The following is a 16,653-nucleotide window of genomic DNA, read 5'->3' on the forward strand; positions in this document are numbered from 1 at the left end:
GATATTATACACTATTTTTCTTATATAACTTAACATCTTTTCCATTTGCAAAGTACTGATTCTATGTAATCTAATATTATAAATAATATTAACCCTAAAAGACTTAATATTACTATGCCTGAATACATGTCTATATAGTTAATTCTTGTCCACGAATCTTGAATAAAGTATCCCACGCCTGCACTAGTTCCATATGCTTCTGCAAAAAATAAAATTGAAAAAGCTGTTCCTATAGATAACCTAATATTAGTTAATATTTCCGCTAATATTGCAGGAAATGTTACATGATAAAACAATTGTAACTTTGATGCTCCTAAACTTATTAATGGATTATAATTAACTTTATCCACATTAATTACAGCATCCCTTACAGATACTATAACTTGAAATACAGTTATTAAAACTATAATTGTTATTTTAGATCCATCACCTAATCCATATAGAGTCATTACAACTGGTAATAACGCTGTTTTAGGTATAGGATATACAAAATAAACTAATGGATTTAAAAGGCTATTAAGCTTTTTAAAATACCCCATTAATAAACCAATTATACTTCCTATAATAAATGATATTAGCAACCCTATTATGATTCTATATAAACTTGCTAGTATATGAATATAAAATCCTTCTTTAAATAATTTAGGTAAATGTAAATATATCTTATCTGGGGTTGGTAAAACTCTTGAATTCATAATTAATGCACAAATATACCATATAATATTAAAAATTATAAAGCCCTTAATAAAGCTCCACACTTTTTTTAAGTTATTCATTATCCCAGCCCCTTTTAATTAAACTTTTTATATGTGAAAATAAGTTTAAGTACTCTGGATGATTTCTATATTCTTTAATATTAAAAACAGGATTTTCTAAAATCTCAATAATTTTCCCTGGTGTATTAGACATTATTATTATCTTTTTTCCCATATATAAAGCTTCATCAATACTGTGAGTTACAAAAAAAGTATTTATCTTATTTTCATTCCATATATTCAAAAATAGCTCTTGTGCTTCTTCTTTTATTATTGCGTCTAAAGCTGAAAAAGCCTCATCCATTAGAAGCAAATCTGGTTTCATCAAAAAACTTCTTACAATTGAAACCCTTTGTTTTTGACCTCCGCTAAGTTCATTAGGATACCTTTTCTTTAAATCTACTATATTTAATCTTTTCATAATCATATCCATATTTTCAATAATAGATTTATCAACCTTTTCTTTCCTTATCTTAAAAGGTAAAATGCAATTTTCTTCAACTGTTTTCCATGGTAAAAGCCCAAAATTTTGAGGAATAAAACCTATTTTATGAATATGAGGGTTTAGTTTCTCTTTATTTAATAAAACCTCACCCTCATACGTATTTATTATTCCTGATAATACATTTAACAATGTAGATTTGCCGCAGCCTGACGGCCCTATTATTGCACATATATCATCACTATGTGCAATAAAGCTTATTGGCCCTAGTGCATGGGTTCCTTCTTTCTTAGACTTATAGAAAACAGATAAATTATTTACCTGTATCATAAGTTCCCTCCTATTATTATTTTATACCTACATCACTTATAACATCTTCAGCTTTAAGATCTGTTGTTATTATTCCTGTATTCTTCGACCAGTCTAATACTTTTTGAACATTTTCTGTTGCTGGTAAGTAGTTTGTTTTAAGTTCAGGTAAAATAATATTTCCTCTCATTTCCTCAGCATATCCAACTGTAGAGATTACTATATCTTCATATTCAGCTATATCATTATAATTCATAAATTCTATAGCCTTATTATATGCCTTATAAAAACCTTTTATAGCTTCTGGCTTACTATCTATTATATCTTGTAAAAATGCTGTAACAGATATCATTATATCTTTATTATATATCTTAGTTATTTCTATTCCACCATCTGCAACAGCTGTATCATTAAATGGTGCTGGTAATATAGCTGCATCTATTTGATTATTTTTAAGAGCTTCTAATCTTGCTGGCATTGCAGGTATTGCAACCTTCTCTATATCAGTAGATTCCATTCCATTTTCAGTAGCAATATAGTCAGCTAAATAATCAATCATCGTTCTTTCTGATATAGCAATTTTTTTACCTTTTAAATCATCAACCGAATTTATTCCTGAATCCTTTCCTGCTACTAAAGTCCAAAATCCATTAGTAGTTCCTGTAATTTTCATGTCAATTCCTGAATTTTGATATATAGATATAGCAACTTCATCACATAGTACTCCATCTAATTCTTCTGCTTGAAGTGCTGCATCTCTATCCTTAGCTGCCTTAAATATTTGAAGATCTAAATCAATTCCTTCTTCTTCAAAATATCCATTTTCTTGAGCAATTACTAATGGAACTGCATCTATAGATCCCATTACTCCAAGTCTTAATACTGTTTTCTCATTTGAAAGACTTTCTTGTCCTTTATCTTCCACAGTATTTTTATTTCCACATGCAACCATTGCACCTGTTAAAACTAACGTCATAGCTAATGTAATAATTTTTTTAAATTTCATTTGTTTTATCCTCCCAACGTTCAAATAAATTGTTATCTATATTAAGATAGTTTAATATTTTTCCTACTTGGAAATTTACTAAATCATCAATGCTTTCTGGATGATTATAAAATCCAGGCATTGCTGGAATTATTGTGGCACCCACTTTAGATAATCTATACATATTTTCTAAATGTATAGTATTTAAAGGTGTTTCTCTAGGTACTAAAATTAATTTTTTATTTTCCTTTAATGCAACGTCAGCTGCCCTGCTTAGTAAATTTCTAGATAATCCATAGCTAATTTCCGCCAAAGTTCCCATTGAACACGGAACAATTATTACTGCATCAAATCCATGTGATCCACTAGCAACACCAGCAAATAAATTATTATTATCTTCTAGCTTAATATTCTTATACTTTTCATTTAACTCTTTTACAAAGCTATCTATTTCTAAAGATAATTCATAGTTAAAAACTTGTTTTCCTTTATCAGTTGCGATAACACTTAACTTAAATCCTTTTTCAGCTAAAACTTCAATTAACCTTTTTCCATAAACACTGCCACTAGCCCCTGTAATTCCAACTACTATTTTTTTCATTTTTATTACTTCCTTTTATGTAGATTATTTCTCTAATTTTACTACCAGAGATTAAATTTTACATTATGTATAAAATTTAAAGATAATAGCGTAACTAAATTAAGCTATCTATTACACCAAATATTAAAAAAACAATACTTATAACTTGATTTACATTATAAGATGCTATTTTTACATTCTTTAAATTTTCTGGAGATACCAATTTATGTTGTATTACAAACAAAATAGCAATAATACCTAACCCGCAATAACATATAATACCTAATTGTGCTGCTAGTAAAGCAACTATTATTAAAAATACTAAAGCTAATGCATGAAATACTCTTGATATTAATAAAGCATTCTTAACTCCAAACCTTGCTGGAATGGAATGAATTCCATTCTTAGTATCGAAATCATAATCTTGGGCACCATAAATAATATCAAATCCAGCTACCCATAATGTGTTAGCTGCTCCCATAACAAGCGGAATTAATGATATTTCTCCAGTAACAGCAAGCCATGCTCCAACTGGTGCTGCAGCTGAAGTTATTCCTAAAACTAAATGACACATCCATGTAAATCTTTTAGTATATGAATATATTATTAATAAAAATAACGCTATAGGTGAAAGAATTAAGCATACCGTATTAAGCTTCCAAGCTGCAAATACCATAATAGCAAAGCATATAAAAACAAATACTAATATTTCTTTCTTTTTCATTAATCCCTGTGGTAATTGCCTTGTAGCTGTTCTTGGATTTCTAGCATCTATTTTAGCATCAATAACTCTATTTAAAGCATTTGCTCCTGTTCTTGCTCCCATAAAAGCAACAATAATCCAAAATATTACTTCAAAATTCAATCTACCATTTCCAGCTAATAACATTGATATTAATGCAAATGATAAAGAGAAAATAGTATGAGAGAACATAACTAAAGTTCCATAATCATTTACCTTTTTAAGCAATTTATTCAATTCCGTATTCCCTCCATCTCTTAGTTACCTTTTCTTTTATTTCATCACACATAACTATATCATCAGGCCATTCTCTCGTGTGCCCTTCATCGTACCATTTTTTAGTAGCATCTATACCTATACGATGTCCAAAGTTATTATCTTCTAAGTTAACTTCTGAAACAACCAAATCACGCTTAGCATCAATATTATTAAATACCTTCCATGCAGCTTTACTTACATCATTAGCATCTACATCTTCATCAACAATTATTAATAGTTTATTGTATTTCATATCCTCATGTGCCCATAATTCATTTATTATTTTTTTAGCATCATTAGGATTTTTCTTTTTAATAGATACTATTAATGCACCTTGTAATACATCCTTTATTGGATAGTTAAAACTAGCTATATTTTCATTATTTAATAAGTAATCATTTAAAGCTTTTGATTCTTTAAGCTTATAATTCCACTTTACTTCTTTTCTTTCTACCTCAAACTTTTTAGTTGCATCTACGCCTAAACGATAACCATAATGATCTTGTGCTGAAGCATGATCTAACGCATCTAATGGCCCTTCAGAAAATACTAAATCACGTGTCATATCTATGCTTTCAAAAACTTGTTTTGCAACAGCTTTAACATCATGGGGATTAATACTTTCATCTACTACTATTATCATCTTTGCATACATCATTTGTCCCATTCCCCATAAAGAATTCATTATCTTCTTGCCGTGACCTGGGAATCTTTTCTTAATAGAAACAATAACACAATTATGAAAAACTCCTTCAAATGGTAATGAATAATCAACTATTTCTGGATAAATCATCTTTAATAATGGTAAGAAAGCTCTCTCAGTTGCTATACTCATATAACAATCTTCCATAGGTGGTCTACCAACTATAGTTGTTGGATATACTGCATTTTTCTTATGTGTTATACATGTTACATGAAATACTGGATACATATCAGCTAAAGAATAATATCCTGTATGATCTCCAAATGGTCCTTCTAATCTTAATGGTTCATTTACATCTACATATCCTTCTAAAATAAACTCAGCATCTGCAGGAACATAAATATCATTAGTAATTGATTTAACCATTTTAACTGGCCATTTACGTAAATATCCTGCAAACATCATCTCATCTATCATCTTTGGCAATGGAGAAATAGCTGAAAAAGTAATTGCTGGATCACATCCAATAGCAACTGAAACCGGCATCTTACCACCTAATTTTCTATACTTATCATATATTTCACGTCCATCTTTATGCCAATGCCAATGCATTCCCGTAGTATTTTTATCATATATCTGCATACGATACATTCCTGTATTTTGAACACCAGTATCAGGATCCTTTGTCATAACTAATGGTAAAGTTATAAATTTTCCACCATCATCTGGCCAACATTTTAATACTGGTATAGTGGATAAATCTGGATCTAACTCAATAACTTCTTGACATGCTCCCTTTACAGGTAATTTCCACGGAAATACTGATAACAATCTAAATAGTCTTGGAACAGATTTTATAAGTCTAGGTATCTTAACATAATTTTGTATATTAATAAGCTCTGATATATCTTCTTGAAGATCATCTAATTTTTCTACTCCAAGTGCCATGCTCATACGCTCATAGCTTCCCATAGCATTTATTAATACTGGATATTTTGATCCCTTAACATTTTCAAATAATAAAGCTGGTCCAACTTTTTTTGATATCCTATCCGTTATTTCAGTTATTTCTAAGTCAGCATCTACTTCTGCTGTTATCCTTTTTAATTGACCTTTATCTTCTATCTTTTTCATAAAAGCTTGTATATCTTTAAAAGCCATAACTCCTCCTAAATTTATTATAAAAGAAAATCTTTTTTTATTTTTTATGTATTAATATTAAAATTATAATTTTAATATTAACTTAATTTTTATTATGATATTATATATTTTTTTAGTATCTAATATTATAATTATCTTAATTAAAATACTAAGGAGATTTATATGATAAATTTATCAACTATATATAATAATCACACAATTAATTGTATTGCTTTAAAAATCGGTAAAGATTTTAATATTAGTATCTATGGTGGTGATATTCCACATATTGGTGCAGTAGCCTTAGGTATTCCAGTAGTTTTACCTCATAATATTAATAAAGTTACTTCAACAGCATCTTTGTTGACAGTACCTGGTCATAAAGAAGATAACATAGCCCTAAACTCTGCAAAACTTCTTTCTAAAAAGTTAAATACCACTGTTACAGTATGTTGTGGAATACATATAAAAAATATAACACCTCTAGATATAACAAATCTTACTATAACTGTTGATGAACTTATTAATGATTTAATATATAAATTATGTAACTAATATCATAAATTTATTTTTAAAATTAATTTACTGTTTACAACATTATTAAAGGAAGGAATTAATTTGTTCTAATAATATATTTTACAAATATTAATTCCTTACTTCTTTCTATATAATAATTTTCTTTATAATAAATTCTAATTAATCTATAACTTCAGTACTTACTTCTTCAAGTACATCTTTCAAATTATCTAATAGCTCATTTATATTTTCTTCTGTTATAATTAAAGGTGGTTGAAATGCTAAAACATTTCTATTTATTCCATTCTTTCCAACTATAAATCCTCTATCTTTTAGCTTTTCTAAAATTATATCTGTAATTTCAGTAGCAGGTTGTCCATCTTCTAATTGCAATTCTGCCCCTAACATTAGCCCTAATCCTCTTATATCTTTAATAATTGAGAATTTAGTTTGTAATTTTTCTAAACCACTTTTTAATATATCACCTAATATAGATGCCTTATTACATAAATCATTTTTTTCTATATAATCTAACACTGCCATAGCAGTAGCAGATGACACTGGATTTCCACCAAGCGTTGAAGCTGATGGTTTTACAAAACTCTTAGCTACTTCTTCATTAGCACAAAAAGCTGATATCGGCATTCCATTTCCTAAGGCCTTTGCTACTGTCATAATATCTGGAACTACTCCGTAATTTTCTATAGCAAACATCTTACCTGTTCTGGCAAAACCTGTTTGAACTTCATCAATTATTAATAATATCTCATTGCGCTCTAATAATGCTTTTAATTCTTTAAAATACCATAAAGGTGGAGTTATTATTCCTCCATTTCCTTGAATAGGCTCAGCAATTAATGCAGCAATATTTTCTGCTCCTCTTGAATTTATTATTTCTTCTATACTCTTAAGTGATTCCTTTGCTGCCTCTTCTATACTTTTACTTGAACTATATGTATTTTTAGCAAAATGTATTTTAGGTGATAAATCTGGGTCAGCTCTCCACATCGGTATAGCTGTTGCACTCATAGTTAAATAAGTTCTTCCATGTAAGCCATTCTCTAATGCTATAAATTCATTTTTTCCTGTATGTAACCTAGCTAGTAACATAGCTCCTTCATTTGCTTCTGATCCTGTACAACAGAAAAATAAGCGTTTTAAATCTCCTGGTAATATATTAGATAATCTTTCTGCTAAATTTACCATTTGTTCAGTTAAATATATTATTGTAGTATGTTGAAGAGTTTGCATTTGCTTAATTGTTACATCTAAAATCTCCTGATTACAATGTCCACAATTCATTACAGATACACCTGCAAAAAAATCTACATATTTTTTTCCGGTATTATCATATAAATATTGCATATCACCTTTAACTATTTCAGGTGGATTTTTATAAAAATGATTTCCCCATGATGAGGGAAACAAATACTCTTTTTTCTTTTCTATTATTTTATCTGCACCTATCATAAATACTTACTCCTTAGTTAAATTGCATTGCTCCTAAAGTAAACCCTAAGCAATCATATTCTAATTCTTTAAATATTTTATTACATTGTTCTAAATTGCTAATTGCCTTTTTATATGAAGATATTACAGTTTTTAATGTATGATTATCATAATGGCAACCTTCAATTCTAAAAGCTTTAGCACCTAAATTAGCTAACTCTTTTAAAATTGGCATATAACATAATTCTTTAGATAATAACATATGATTTTTCCCAGTATTATCTCTATAAACTGGATGCTCATTTCCCTTATCATCTATTAATAATAAAACTTTCTTATCATTAAACTTTCTATCAACCACTCCACTTGGATTAATAACATTTGTATTTTCGTATAAATCATGACTCATATACATTACTACCGGTGAACCATTTACTATAATTTCTAAATCTAACTCTGAGTTTAATAAGCTATCTTTGGTGTTATTAACTGGAGATTCACATGATAATGTAGCCATTTCTAGCCCTAAATTTTTATAAAAATTAGCAGATAAAGCATTATAAATATTTAGTGAATAATCTCCTACAAGTTCTAACCCTAAGTCTTTAAACTTACTTATTGCACCTAAATTAGTAACTAATAAACCATCTATTCCTAAATCATTATTCCTTAATAAATGATTGTATTTTGAAAAATCATCTTCAAACATCATTCTTGGTAAACCTAGATATATTTTTGAATTCTTTTTAGATTTTGTAATATTAATTATCTCTTCTTTAGTAAATGGAGCGTCAGGCTCAAACACTTCTCCTGAAAGATATATTTTATCTACACCTTCATTAATTGCTAACATAGCTGCTTCATAATTATTTACCTTAACTGTTAATTCTGGCTTATTTATCTTTCCTTCATCTAAGCTTAAAATATCCTTTATTTCCGAAACTCTTTCTTCTTTAATATCAAATTCATCTACTGGATTACTAAACACTTTTCCTGTACTGTAAAACTTTCCAGTTCCTTCATAACGTTCATTTATATTAGACAGCCCCGGATTACCAAAAGCATAAGCTGTTGAAAAGTCTCTTTTTCTATTTTCAAATAATTCTTTAGCATGCTTTTTTCTATTATAAGAAATCGGATCATCTATATATCTATCAATGGCATCGCTATAATAGTTAATTAAATCTACCAAGTAAGATGCATCTCTCATTCTTCCTTCAATCTTAAAAGATACAACTCCAGCTTCTATAAGTTCTGGAATATGCTCGTACATATACATATCTTTAACTGCCATAGGGAAAGTGGTATCATACTGTTGACCCTCTTTGTTAATTTTATATCCCCAACGACATGGTTTCATGCATAATCCTCTATTGCCACTTTTACCAAATAAGATTCCACTATAAAGACATTGAGCTCCATGAGCTACACACATATCTCCATGAACAAAATACTCAAACTCCATATTTGTTCTTACCGAAAACTGCTTTATAGTTTTTAAATCTATATCTCTAGAAGTTACTACTCTTGTAACTCCTAATTCTTCTAAAGCTTTTATAGTTTCAAAGTTATGTACATTCATCATTACTGATGAGTGAATGTTTAAATTTAATCCTAAAGTTCTAATTAAATCAATTACACTCATATCTTGTACTATTAAAGCATCTGGACCTAGTTTTTCTAAATATCTAAGATAATCCTCTGCTTGAGTTAAATCATATGAGCTTAAAAGATTATTTACTGTTATGTATATTTTCTTTTTTAAAGAATGAGCTATTTTTATCGCTTCTTCTAATTCTTCATTAGTAAAATTAAAATCTTTTCTATGCATACGCATATTAAAAATCTTTCCACCTAAATAAACAGCATCTGCTCCACTATGTATTACTTCTTTAAAAATTTCAAAATTTCCAACTGGAGCTAGTAATTCAACCGCTTGATTATTAAAATACCTACTCATATATTTTTCCCTCCTTACTTGTTAGAATATCGTACTCTCAATAAATATAAGAGATTTACTCTATTCTTTTTCTAATTAATATGCTCTATCTAATAACATCTTAGCTATATCTAATAATATCTCTCTATATTCATTTTCTGGTAATGATTTGATTTGTTTGTAAGCCTTATTAGTATATTTATGAGCAATACTTCTAGCTTTCTCTACGCCATCATATTTATTAATTAAACTAATAATCTCAGTTATATCTTCATTACTATATTCATCTTTTTGTAATAATTCAACTAAATCCTTTGGTTTATTTTCAAGAGCTAGTATTAATGGTAATGTGTAAATTCCTTGCTTTAAATCATTAGCTGAATTTTTTCCTATCCCTTCATCACTTCCAGTATAATCTAGTACATCATCTATTACTTGGAAAGCCATTCCTAAGTTATGTCCTATTTCCCAGAATAATCTGGCCATTTTTTTACTACATCCACTTTCTGATGCTCCTATATAAAGACTTAAAGAAAATAATTCAGCAGTCTTTCCTGATATTCTCTTTAAATATTTTTTAACTGAAACATTTTTATCAAATCTAGAATTTAGTTGATCTATTTCACTCATACAAATTCTAGACATAGACATTGTATCTACTTTAACAGTACTTTTTGATGCTATTTGGGCAAGTATTTTAAAACATATGCAAAATAAATAATCTCCTATATATACTGCATAATTCTTTCCATACTTTGATTGAACTGTTTCTTTTCCTCTTCTTAATGTAGCTTCATCAATTATATCATCATGAACTAATGTAGCCATATGGAACATTTCAACCACTGCTCCTAAAGCCCTTGCTTTTTCCTTATCATAGTTTCCAAATTTAGATGATAATATCACGAAAGAAGGTCTAAGCATTTTACCTCCTGAATGAAGTAATTCTATTATAGATCCTTCCACAATTTTATCTCTACATTTTGCATTCTTTTCTATTATATTTACTACACCTTGTATCTCTTTATCTATCTCAGGGTATTTATTCCAAAAGTTCTTCATTTTTACCCTCCTTATTTTCACTCTTTTTCGCTATTATCTTCTGTTTACTTAGTTTTTTAATATATTATATACATAATATTCTATTTTATCCTTAACAATATTTTTGCCAGGTTCCATAAGAAACCTGGCTAAAATATTAATTATAGTATTTATTATGCTTCTGTAACACCGTGTACTTCATATATTGGAGTTCTCTTTCCAATCCAGAACTCTTTAACAACCCTATGTATCCATGGAATTACATAGTAATCTAATCCAAATGTTCTACCTGCACCACTCATTAAAGCAATTGATCCAAAGAAATACCATAAAATATCCCATCCAGCCATTGCTGATAATACAAAGTTACAAACCATAAATGCTGATGCAGCACTTGCTAAGAATGTAAATAAACCAACTATTAAAGCTAGTCCCATTCCAATTTCCATTATAACAACCATTGTTTGGAATAATGTTGCCATTTCTGGAGTTGGTATCATTATTTGCATTATTGCTTCGTAGAATTTAGGCATTTTTGAAAGGATCGGAGTTGCATATTCAGCAGCACCTTCTACAGCTTCTGATGCCCCAGCTGTTGCATCTTGTAACCAGCTAAATGGCATATTGATATTACCAGTTTTTAACCAGCTATCTGAACCTATAGCAAGCTTAACTTTATCAAATTCAAAATTAGTTATAGCATGTAAGTTTGATTCATATAACTTTTCACCAAATAACTTCTTAAGCCCTTCTATTAACCATAAGCATCCTATAAATACTCTTAAAGGAACTAACCATAGTCTATTTCCTTTAGAAGATAAGTGTCCCCTCATTATAGATCTTCTATCTTTCATTCCAAAGAATTCATGTTGTAAATAACAATAAACAGCATTTACATCATTAACACCAAATAAGTAATACATATTTACTAAATGCTTCATAACCATTGCAATAAATCCTGAAAGTTTAACTCCCATTAAGTTTGCAACACCATATCTACCACCAATTGAAACCATGAATCCATGATAGTTAGACTTAAATGAAGTCTTCTTATCTGAATTATCAATAGATGCAATTATATTTTTAACAGCTGTAACAGCAGTTTGTTCTGCAGCTTCAACTATTTGTGGATTTGGTCTTCCAGCTTCTTCTTCAAAATAAGCTATATCTCCAACAACATAAACGCCTTCCTTACCTACAGCTTCCATATATTCATTAGCTTCAAGTCTTCCAGCTCTTACAGTTTTTAATCCATATTCTTTTGCTTCTTGATTAGCTTGTACACCACAAGTCCAAATTAAAGTTTGAGTAGCTATTTCTTCTCCACTCTTAAGCTTTATGCTATTTGCTGTTACTTCAACTATTGGAGAATCTTTTAATATTTCAACACCATGCTTAGCCATGTATTTTTCTGCTTTATCAGCTTGCTTTCTATCTAACATGTTTAATATAGTAGACATAGCTTCAACTACTAATAATCTTACTTCACTTTCATCTACTCTATAATCATGTGCTAATTTAGTTTTCCACTCTAGTAATTCACCAGCCATTTCAATACCAGTAAATCCTGAACCTGCAACAACAAAAGTAAGCATTTCTTTTCTCTTTGATTCATTGCTTTCATATGAAGCTGCTTTAAATCTATCTTGTATGTGCTTTCTTATCTTTAAAGCATCATCAAGAGACCATAAAGTAAATCCATTTTCCTTAACACCTGGTACACCAAAGAATGCTGGTTCACTACCAGTACCTACAATTAAGTAATCGTAATCAAATTCACCCTTTGTAGTTTTAACTAATTTGCTATCAGTATCTACATTTTCAATGTAATCCACTACAACATTAACTTTAGTTCTGTGGAATATCTTGCTTAATTCAATTTTAACTGATTCCTCTGGAACTCTCCCCCCAGCAACTTCATGTAACTCTGTCATTAATGTGTGGAATGGATTCTTATCTATTAAAGTAATTTCAACTTCATTATTTTTCTTGTACTTTTTTGCTAACTTTTTAGCAGCATGTACACCGGCATATCCAGCACCTAAAATAACTATTTTTTTAGACATTTTTTCTCACCTTTCTTTATTCAATTTTAAACATTTTAAAATTTATATAATAATTTACTAAATATATGATATATTCATTTTAAAAATATGTCTATACCTCAATTTGGAAATTATATCTATAAAGTGAAAAACTATACTCTTTCTTTATATACATATTTATTTAAAAATTTCTTTAATTCTCTCTTATCCTTGTGATACTGTAATTTCTCAACGACCTCTATGTTATTTTTTTAACACTAGCTATTAATTTTACTTATATTGTATTAATATAAAATATATAAAATTCGTATATTTTTTTCTCAAAGCCTATATTTTATGTAAATTTTATTTTTCATTTCACATAAACTGTATTTTTAATACGTTATTTTTTTAATTTATTTTCTTATAGATAAGGTTTACTTATATATCAATTGTTATTGTAAAAAAGATAATCTATCTAACTATCTTTAATCAAATATCTAGTGAAAATGGAAAAATATATTTTCTATTTAATATTATTCGAAATAATAATTAGAGGATATATATGAAAAATAGAACTACAAAAAGAGAGCTTATTCAAGATTCTAAATTTAAAACTCCTGAACAAACCCTAAAATAAATATTTATAATTCATCTCTAACACTTACTTATTATTATAGTGTATGTTTTTCAGATCATATGGGGTACTTTGATATACGCAGTAATTAAGCCAATTTCCAAAAACTACACTTGCACTTCCTCTCCAGTTGACTATTGGCTCCTTATTTGGGTCATCATCTGGAAAGTAATTTTTAGGAACATCTATTTTCATTCCCTTATCTATATCCCTAAAGTATTCTTCTGCTAAAGTATTTCTTTCATACTCTAAATGTCCAGTTATAAAAACTTGTCTATAATCTTTATTTGCAACAATAAATATACCTGCTTCATCAGATTCTGATAGTATATCTAATTCCTTTACTTTTTCAATGTCGTTTCTTTTAACTTCTGTATGTCTTGAATGTGGTGCGTAAAATATATCATCTAGGCCTCTCATAAGTTCTGCATTTTTTTTATTTACAACATGCTTAAATATACCAAACATTTTAGATTCTAACCTATACTTAGGTACTCCATAATGATATCTTAGTCCTGCTTGTGCCCCCCAACATATATGTAGAGTAGAAAATACATTTTCCTTACTCCACTCCATTATTTCTTTTAATTCTTCCCAATAAATCACATCATTAAATTCTAATTGTTCAACTGGAGCCCCTGTTATTACAAATCCGTCAAACTTTTCATTTTTTATATCATCAAAATAACTATAGAATCTTTCCATATGCTCTGCTGGTGTATGTTTTCCTCTATAACTTTCTGTTTCTATTAACGTAATTTCAACTTGAAGTGGTGTATTTGATAAATATCTAAGCAACTGATTCTCTGTTTGAATCTTTTTAGGCATTAGGTTCAATATTGCAATTTTTAGAGGTCTAATATCTTGTCCTCCTGCTCTTCCATCATTCATTACAAAAATATTTTCATTTGATAAAACATTAAAAGCTGGTAATTCTCTTGGAATTTTTATTGGCATATTTTCCCCTCCTTATACGATATATTAAAACATATTTTTCATCTTTTTAGAATATCTATTACCATAAAATACTAATGTTTGTTGATTTTTTAATTCCCAAAAAATTTCCTTTGACACTTAAAATAAATCACCATATAATGATAAAAATAACCTTCGTATAAGCTTGGAAATATGGTCCAAGCGTCTCTACAATATCACCGTAAATGATATAACTATGAAGTAAAAAAATCCACGAAGGTTAATAATATTATTTTGAAAAGGTGGATTATACATGGAAAAAGACATACTAATAGCCAATATAAAGGCATCTAATAAAGTAATTCCTTGTGATTTAGTTATAAAAAACATTTCTGTAGTTGATGTATTTCAATGCGACACATTTATTTGTGATGTTGCTGTAAAAAATGGATACATCGTCGGTCTTGGTGAATATTCTGGTAAAATAGAAATTGATGGTACTAATAAATTTATTTGCCCTGGACTTATTGATTCTCACGCTCATATAGAATCCTCTATGCTTACTCCTAATGAGTATTACAAAGCTGCATTAATGCATGGTGTAACATCATTAATTGCAGATCCGCACGAAATAGCAAATGTACTCGGTGTATCTGGAATCAAATTTATGATTGATTCCTCTAAAAATATTCCATTTGATTTTTACTTTATGCTTCCTTCCTGCGTACCAGCTACAAGTTTTGAGAATTCTGGCGCAGTATTAAACAGTAACGATTTAAAACCACTTTACTCTGATTCTAATGTTATAGGTCTAGCTGAAGTTATGGATTATCCGGCAGTTGCTAATTGTAACGAAGATATGATAGACAAGCTTTTTGATGCTATATCAAACAATTACACTATAGATGGACATGGTGCTGGCTTAAATACTCATGCAATTAATGTATATACAACTGCTAATATTAAGACCGATCATGAATGTTGTACTACAGATGAATTAATAGAAAAGGTTCGTCGTGGTATGTATGTTTTAATTAGAGAAGGTACCGTTGCTAAAAACTTAAATATATTAAGCAAAGCTACCTCTATATTTAATAGTAGGAGACTTTGCCTTTGTACTGATGACAAGCATATTGATGATTTATTTGAAGAAGGCAGTATAGACCATTCTATAAGAATGTTAATTAACAATGGAATCAAACCTGAAATTGCTATACAAATGGCAACATTAAATTCAGCTGAGTGTTATAAGCTTAAAAATAAAGGTGCCATTGCTCCTTCATATATTGCAGATTTTATTATTTTAGATGATTTAAATACCTTTAAGATTAATTCTGTTTATAAAAATGGTAATTTAGTATCATCCTCAAATAAATTAATAAATATTCCTTCTGACAACAACATAGATGCTACTTTCCATTCATCTTTTAATATTCCTACACTTACAAATGATAGCTTTAAAATAGATATTAAAGATAAGAAAGTATTAAATGTTATAGAACTTATTCCAAATAAACTTGAAAGTATTCACTTAAAGGTTAATATCAATGAACTAAATATTAAAAATGAATTTACCAGCTTAAATGATGATAGGGATCTTTTAAAAATTTCAGTTATAGAAAGACATAAAGGAACTAATAATATTGGTCTTGGAATATTGAAAGGACTAGCTTTAAAATCTGGTGCAATTGCAACTACAATTACTCATGACTCTCATAACTTAATTGTTTGTGGAACTAATGATGAAGATATGGTATTTGCAGCAAACGAACTTAAAAATTTAAATGGTGGCATAATTGTGGTAAAGGATAAAAAAGTAGTATCTCATATAACTCTTGAAATTGCGGGATTAATTACTTCTAAAAAATCAGATGAAGTTATTGAAAATTTATCAAAGCTTAATAAAGCAGTATCCTTAGTTGCCCCAAATATTACTTTTAATCCATTTTTAACATTATCATTTTTAGCATTACCTGTTATACCTGATATAAAAATTACAGATAAAGGATTATTTGATGTAAAGAACTTTAAGTTCATAGATGTTTGTGAATAATAATTTTCTAACTATTCTATAGTATTCCTATTAAATAATCTTAAATTTTATTTTATATCTAATAAATTTGGAAGGAAAATATTTGATTATATTTATACTAAGTTTCCAAAATTTCAAAAGAAACTTAATAAAACTATTACTATGTCAGAATATTATTTTCTTCCTATTTACACATTGAAATTTAATTGTAATCTTATATAAATAAAAGGATGTCTTAAGACATCC

13 protein-coding genes and 1 riboswitch are annotated in these 16,653 nt (G+C 28.5%); of the genes, 2 read left to right on the forward strand and 11 right to left on the reverse strand.

Features of this window, described 5'->3' with window-relative positions; translation table 11 throughout:
• Nucleotides 1–29: 29 nt before the first annotated feature.
• From HMPREF0216_RS13925 to HMPREF0216_RS13950, 6 genes are all read right to left on the reverse strand, one after another.
• Nucleotides 30–776: an ABC transporter permease gene (locus HMPREF0216_RS13925; RefSeq protein ID WP_005215501.1), complete on the reverse strand. Its 747-nt coding sequence runs from the start codon at nucleotides 774–776 to the stop codon at nucleotides 30–32.
• Nucleotides 769–1,527, reverse strand: coding sequence for an ABC transporter ATP-binding protein (locus HMPREF0216_RS13930; RefSeq protein WP_005215503.1), 759 nt, complete (start codon nucleotides 1,525–1,527; stop codon nucleotides 769–771). The genes HMPREF0216_RS13925 and HMPREF0216_RS13930 overlap by 8 nt, the downstream gene beginning before the upstream one ends.
• Nucleotides 1,528–1,543: 16 nt before the next feature.
• The gene (locus HMPREF0216_RS13935; protein ID WP_005215505.1) at nucleotides 1,544–2,512 is read right to left on the reverse strand and encodes an ABC transporter substrate-binding protein; all 969 of its coding nucleotides are present in this window, start codon (nucleotides 2,510–2,512) and stop codon (nucleotides 1,544–1,546) included.
• Complete coding sequence (locus HMPREF0216_RS13940; protein ID WP_005215508.1) at nucleotides 2,502–3,092, reverse strand: UbiX family flavin prenyltransferase; 591 nt, start codon at nucleotides 3,090–3,092, stop codon at nucleotides 2,502–2,504. The genes HMPREF0216_RS13935 and HMPREF0216_RS13940 overlap by 11 nt, the downstream gene beginning before the upstream one ends.
• Before the next feature lie 94 nt (nucleotides 3,093–3,186).
• Nucleotides 3,187–4,050 carry a UbiA-like polyprenyltransferase gene (locus HMPREF0216_RS13945; RefSeq protein WP_005215509.1) on the reverse strand — a complete coding sequence of 288 codons (864 nt, stop codon included), beginning with the start codon at nucleotides 4,048–4,050 and terminating at the stop codon, nucleotides 3,187–3,189.
• Nucleotides 4,043–5,875: a menaquinone biosynthesis decarboxylase gene (locus HMPREF0216_RS13950; RefSeq protein WP_005215511.1), complete on the reverse strand. Its 1,833-nt coding sequence runs from the start codon at nucleotides 5,873–5,875 to the stop codon at nucleotides 4,043–4,045. The genes HMPREF0216_RS13945 and HMPREF0216_RS13950 overlap by 8 nt, the downstream gene beginning before the upstream one ends.
• Nucleotides 5,876–6,037: 162 nt before the next feature.
• On the opposite strand from HMPREF0216_RS13950, the gene lpdD reads away from it, so the two are divergent.
• Complete coding sequence (lpdD, locus tag HMPREF0216_RS13955; protein ID WP_005215512.1) at nucleotides 6,038–6,409, forward strand: prenylated flavin chaperone LpdD; 372 nt, start codon at nucleotides 6,038–6,040, stop codon at nucleotides 6,407–6,409.
• A gap of 141 nt (nucleotides 6,410–6,550) precedes the next feature.
• Here lpdD and HMPREF0216_RS13960 read toward each other — a convergent pair whose 3' ends face one another.
• The 5 genes from HMPREF0216_RS13960 to metA all read right to left on the reverse strand — a co-directional run bounded on the left by HMPREF0216_RS13960 (nucleotide 6,551) and on the right by metA (nucleotide 14,417).
• Nucleotides 6,551–7,840: an aspartate aminotransferase family protein gene (locus HMPREF0216_RS13960; protein WP_005215515.1), complete on the reverse strand. Its 1,290-nt coding sequence runs from the start codon at nucleotides 7,838–7,840 to the stop codon at nucleotides 6,551–6,553.
• A 13-nt stretch (nucleotides 7,841–7,853) separates the two neighbouring features.
• Nucleotides 7,854–9,779: a peptidase U32 family protein gene (locus HMPREF0216_RS13965; RefSeq protein ID WP_005215518.1), complete on the reverse strand. Its 1,926-nt coding sequence runs from the start codon at nucleotides 9,777–9,779 to the stop codon at nucleotides 7,854–7,856.
• A 75-nt stretch (nucleotides 9,780–9,854) separates the two neighbouring features.
• Complete coding sequence (locus HMPREF0216_RS13970; protein WP_005215520.1) at nucleotides 9,855–10,820, reverse strand: polyprenyl synthetase family protein; 966 nt, start codon at nucleotides 10,818–10,820, stop codon at nucleotides 9,855–9,857.
• Between the two features lie 152 nt (nucleotides 10,821–10,972).
• Nucleotides 10,973–12,865, reverse strand: coding sequence for an FAD-dependent oxidoreductase (locus HMPREF0216_RS13975; RefSeq protein WP_005215521.1), 1,893 nt, complete (start codon nucleotides 12,863–12,865; stop codon nucleotides 10,973–10,975).
• A gap of 622 nt (nucleotides 12,866–13,487) precedes the next feature.
• Complete coding sequence (gene metA / locus HMPREF0216_RS13980; protein WP_005215522.1) at nucleotides 13,488–14,417, reverse strand: homoserine O-acetyltransferase MetA; 930 nt, start codon at nucleotides 14,415–14,417, stop codon at nucleotides 13,488–13,490.
• 133 nt (nucleotides 14,418–14,550) lie between these two features.
• Nucleotides 14,551–14,652: riboswitch (purine riboswitch) on the forward strand.
• Nucleotides 14,653–14,688: 36 nt separating this feature from the next.
• On the opposite strand from metA, the gene ade reads away from it, so the two are divergent.
• Nucleotides 14,689–16,428, forward strand: a complete 1,740-nt coding sequence (ade, locus tag HMPREF0216_RS13985) for an adenine deaminase (protein WP_005215524.1) — start codon at nucleotides 14,689–14,691, stop codon at nucleotides 16,426–16,428.
• Nucleotides 16,429–16,653 lie beyond the last annotated feature (225 nt).

This window comes from Clostridium celatum DSM 1785 (genome assembly GCF_000320405.1).
In the GTDB taxonomy this organism is placed as follows: Bacteria; Bacillota; Clostridia; order Clostridiales; family Clostridiaceae; genus Clostridium; species Clostridium celatum.

Excerpts from the sequence above, each read along its gene's own strand:
- HMPREF0216_RS13925 (WP_005215501.1), bottom strand. The coding sequence starts at position 776 with ATGAATAACTTAAAAAAAGTGTGGAGCTTTATTAAGGGCTTTATAATT.
- HMPREF0216_RS13930 (WP_005215503.1), bottom strand. The coding sequence starts at position 1,527 with ATGATACAGGTAAATAATTTATCTGTTTTCTATAAGTCTAAGAAAGAA.
- HMPREF0216_RS13935 (WP_005215505.1), bottom strand. The coding sequence starts at position 2,512 with ATGAAATTTAAAAAAATTATTACATTAGCTATGACGTTAGTTTTAACA.
- HMPREF0216_RS13940 (WP_005215508.1), bottom strand. The coding sequence starts at position 3,092 with ATGAAAAAAATAGTAGTTGGAATTACAGGGGCTAGTGGCAGTGTTTAT.
- HMPREF0216_RS13950 (WP_005215511.1), bottom strand. The coding sequence starts at position 5,875 with ATGGCTTTTAAAGATATACAAGCTTTTATGAAAAAGATAGAAGATAAA.
- lpdD (WP_005215512.1), top strand. The coding sequence starts at position 6,038 with ATGATAAATTTATCAACTATATATAATAATCACACAATTAATTGTATT.
- HMPREF0216_RS13960 (WP_005215515.1), bottom strand. The coding sequence starts at position 7,840 with ATGATAGGTGCAGATAAAATAATAGAAAAGAAAAAAGAGTATTTGTTT.
- HMPREF0216_RS13965 (WP_005215518.1), bottom strand. The coding sequence starts at position 9,779 with ATGAGTAGGTATTTTAATAATCAAGCGGTTGAATTACTAGCTCCAGTT.
- HMPREF0216_RS13970 (WP_005215520.1), bottom strand. The coding sequence starts at position 10,820 with ATGAAGAACTTTTGGAATAAATACCCTGAGATAGATAAAGAGATACAA.
- HMPREF0216_RS13975 (WP_005215521.1), bottom strand. The coding sequence starts at position 12,865 with ATGTCTAAAAAAATAGTTATTTTAGGTGCTGGATATGCCGGTGTACAT.
- metA (WP_005215522.1), bottom strand. The coding sequence starts at position 14,417 with ATGCCAATAAAAATTCCAAGAGAATTACCAGCTTTTAATGTTTTATCA.
- ade (WP_005215524.1), top strand. The coding sequence starts at position 14,689 with ATGGAAAAAGACATACTAATAGCCAATATAAAGGCATCTAATAAAGTA.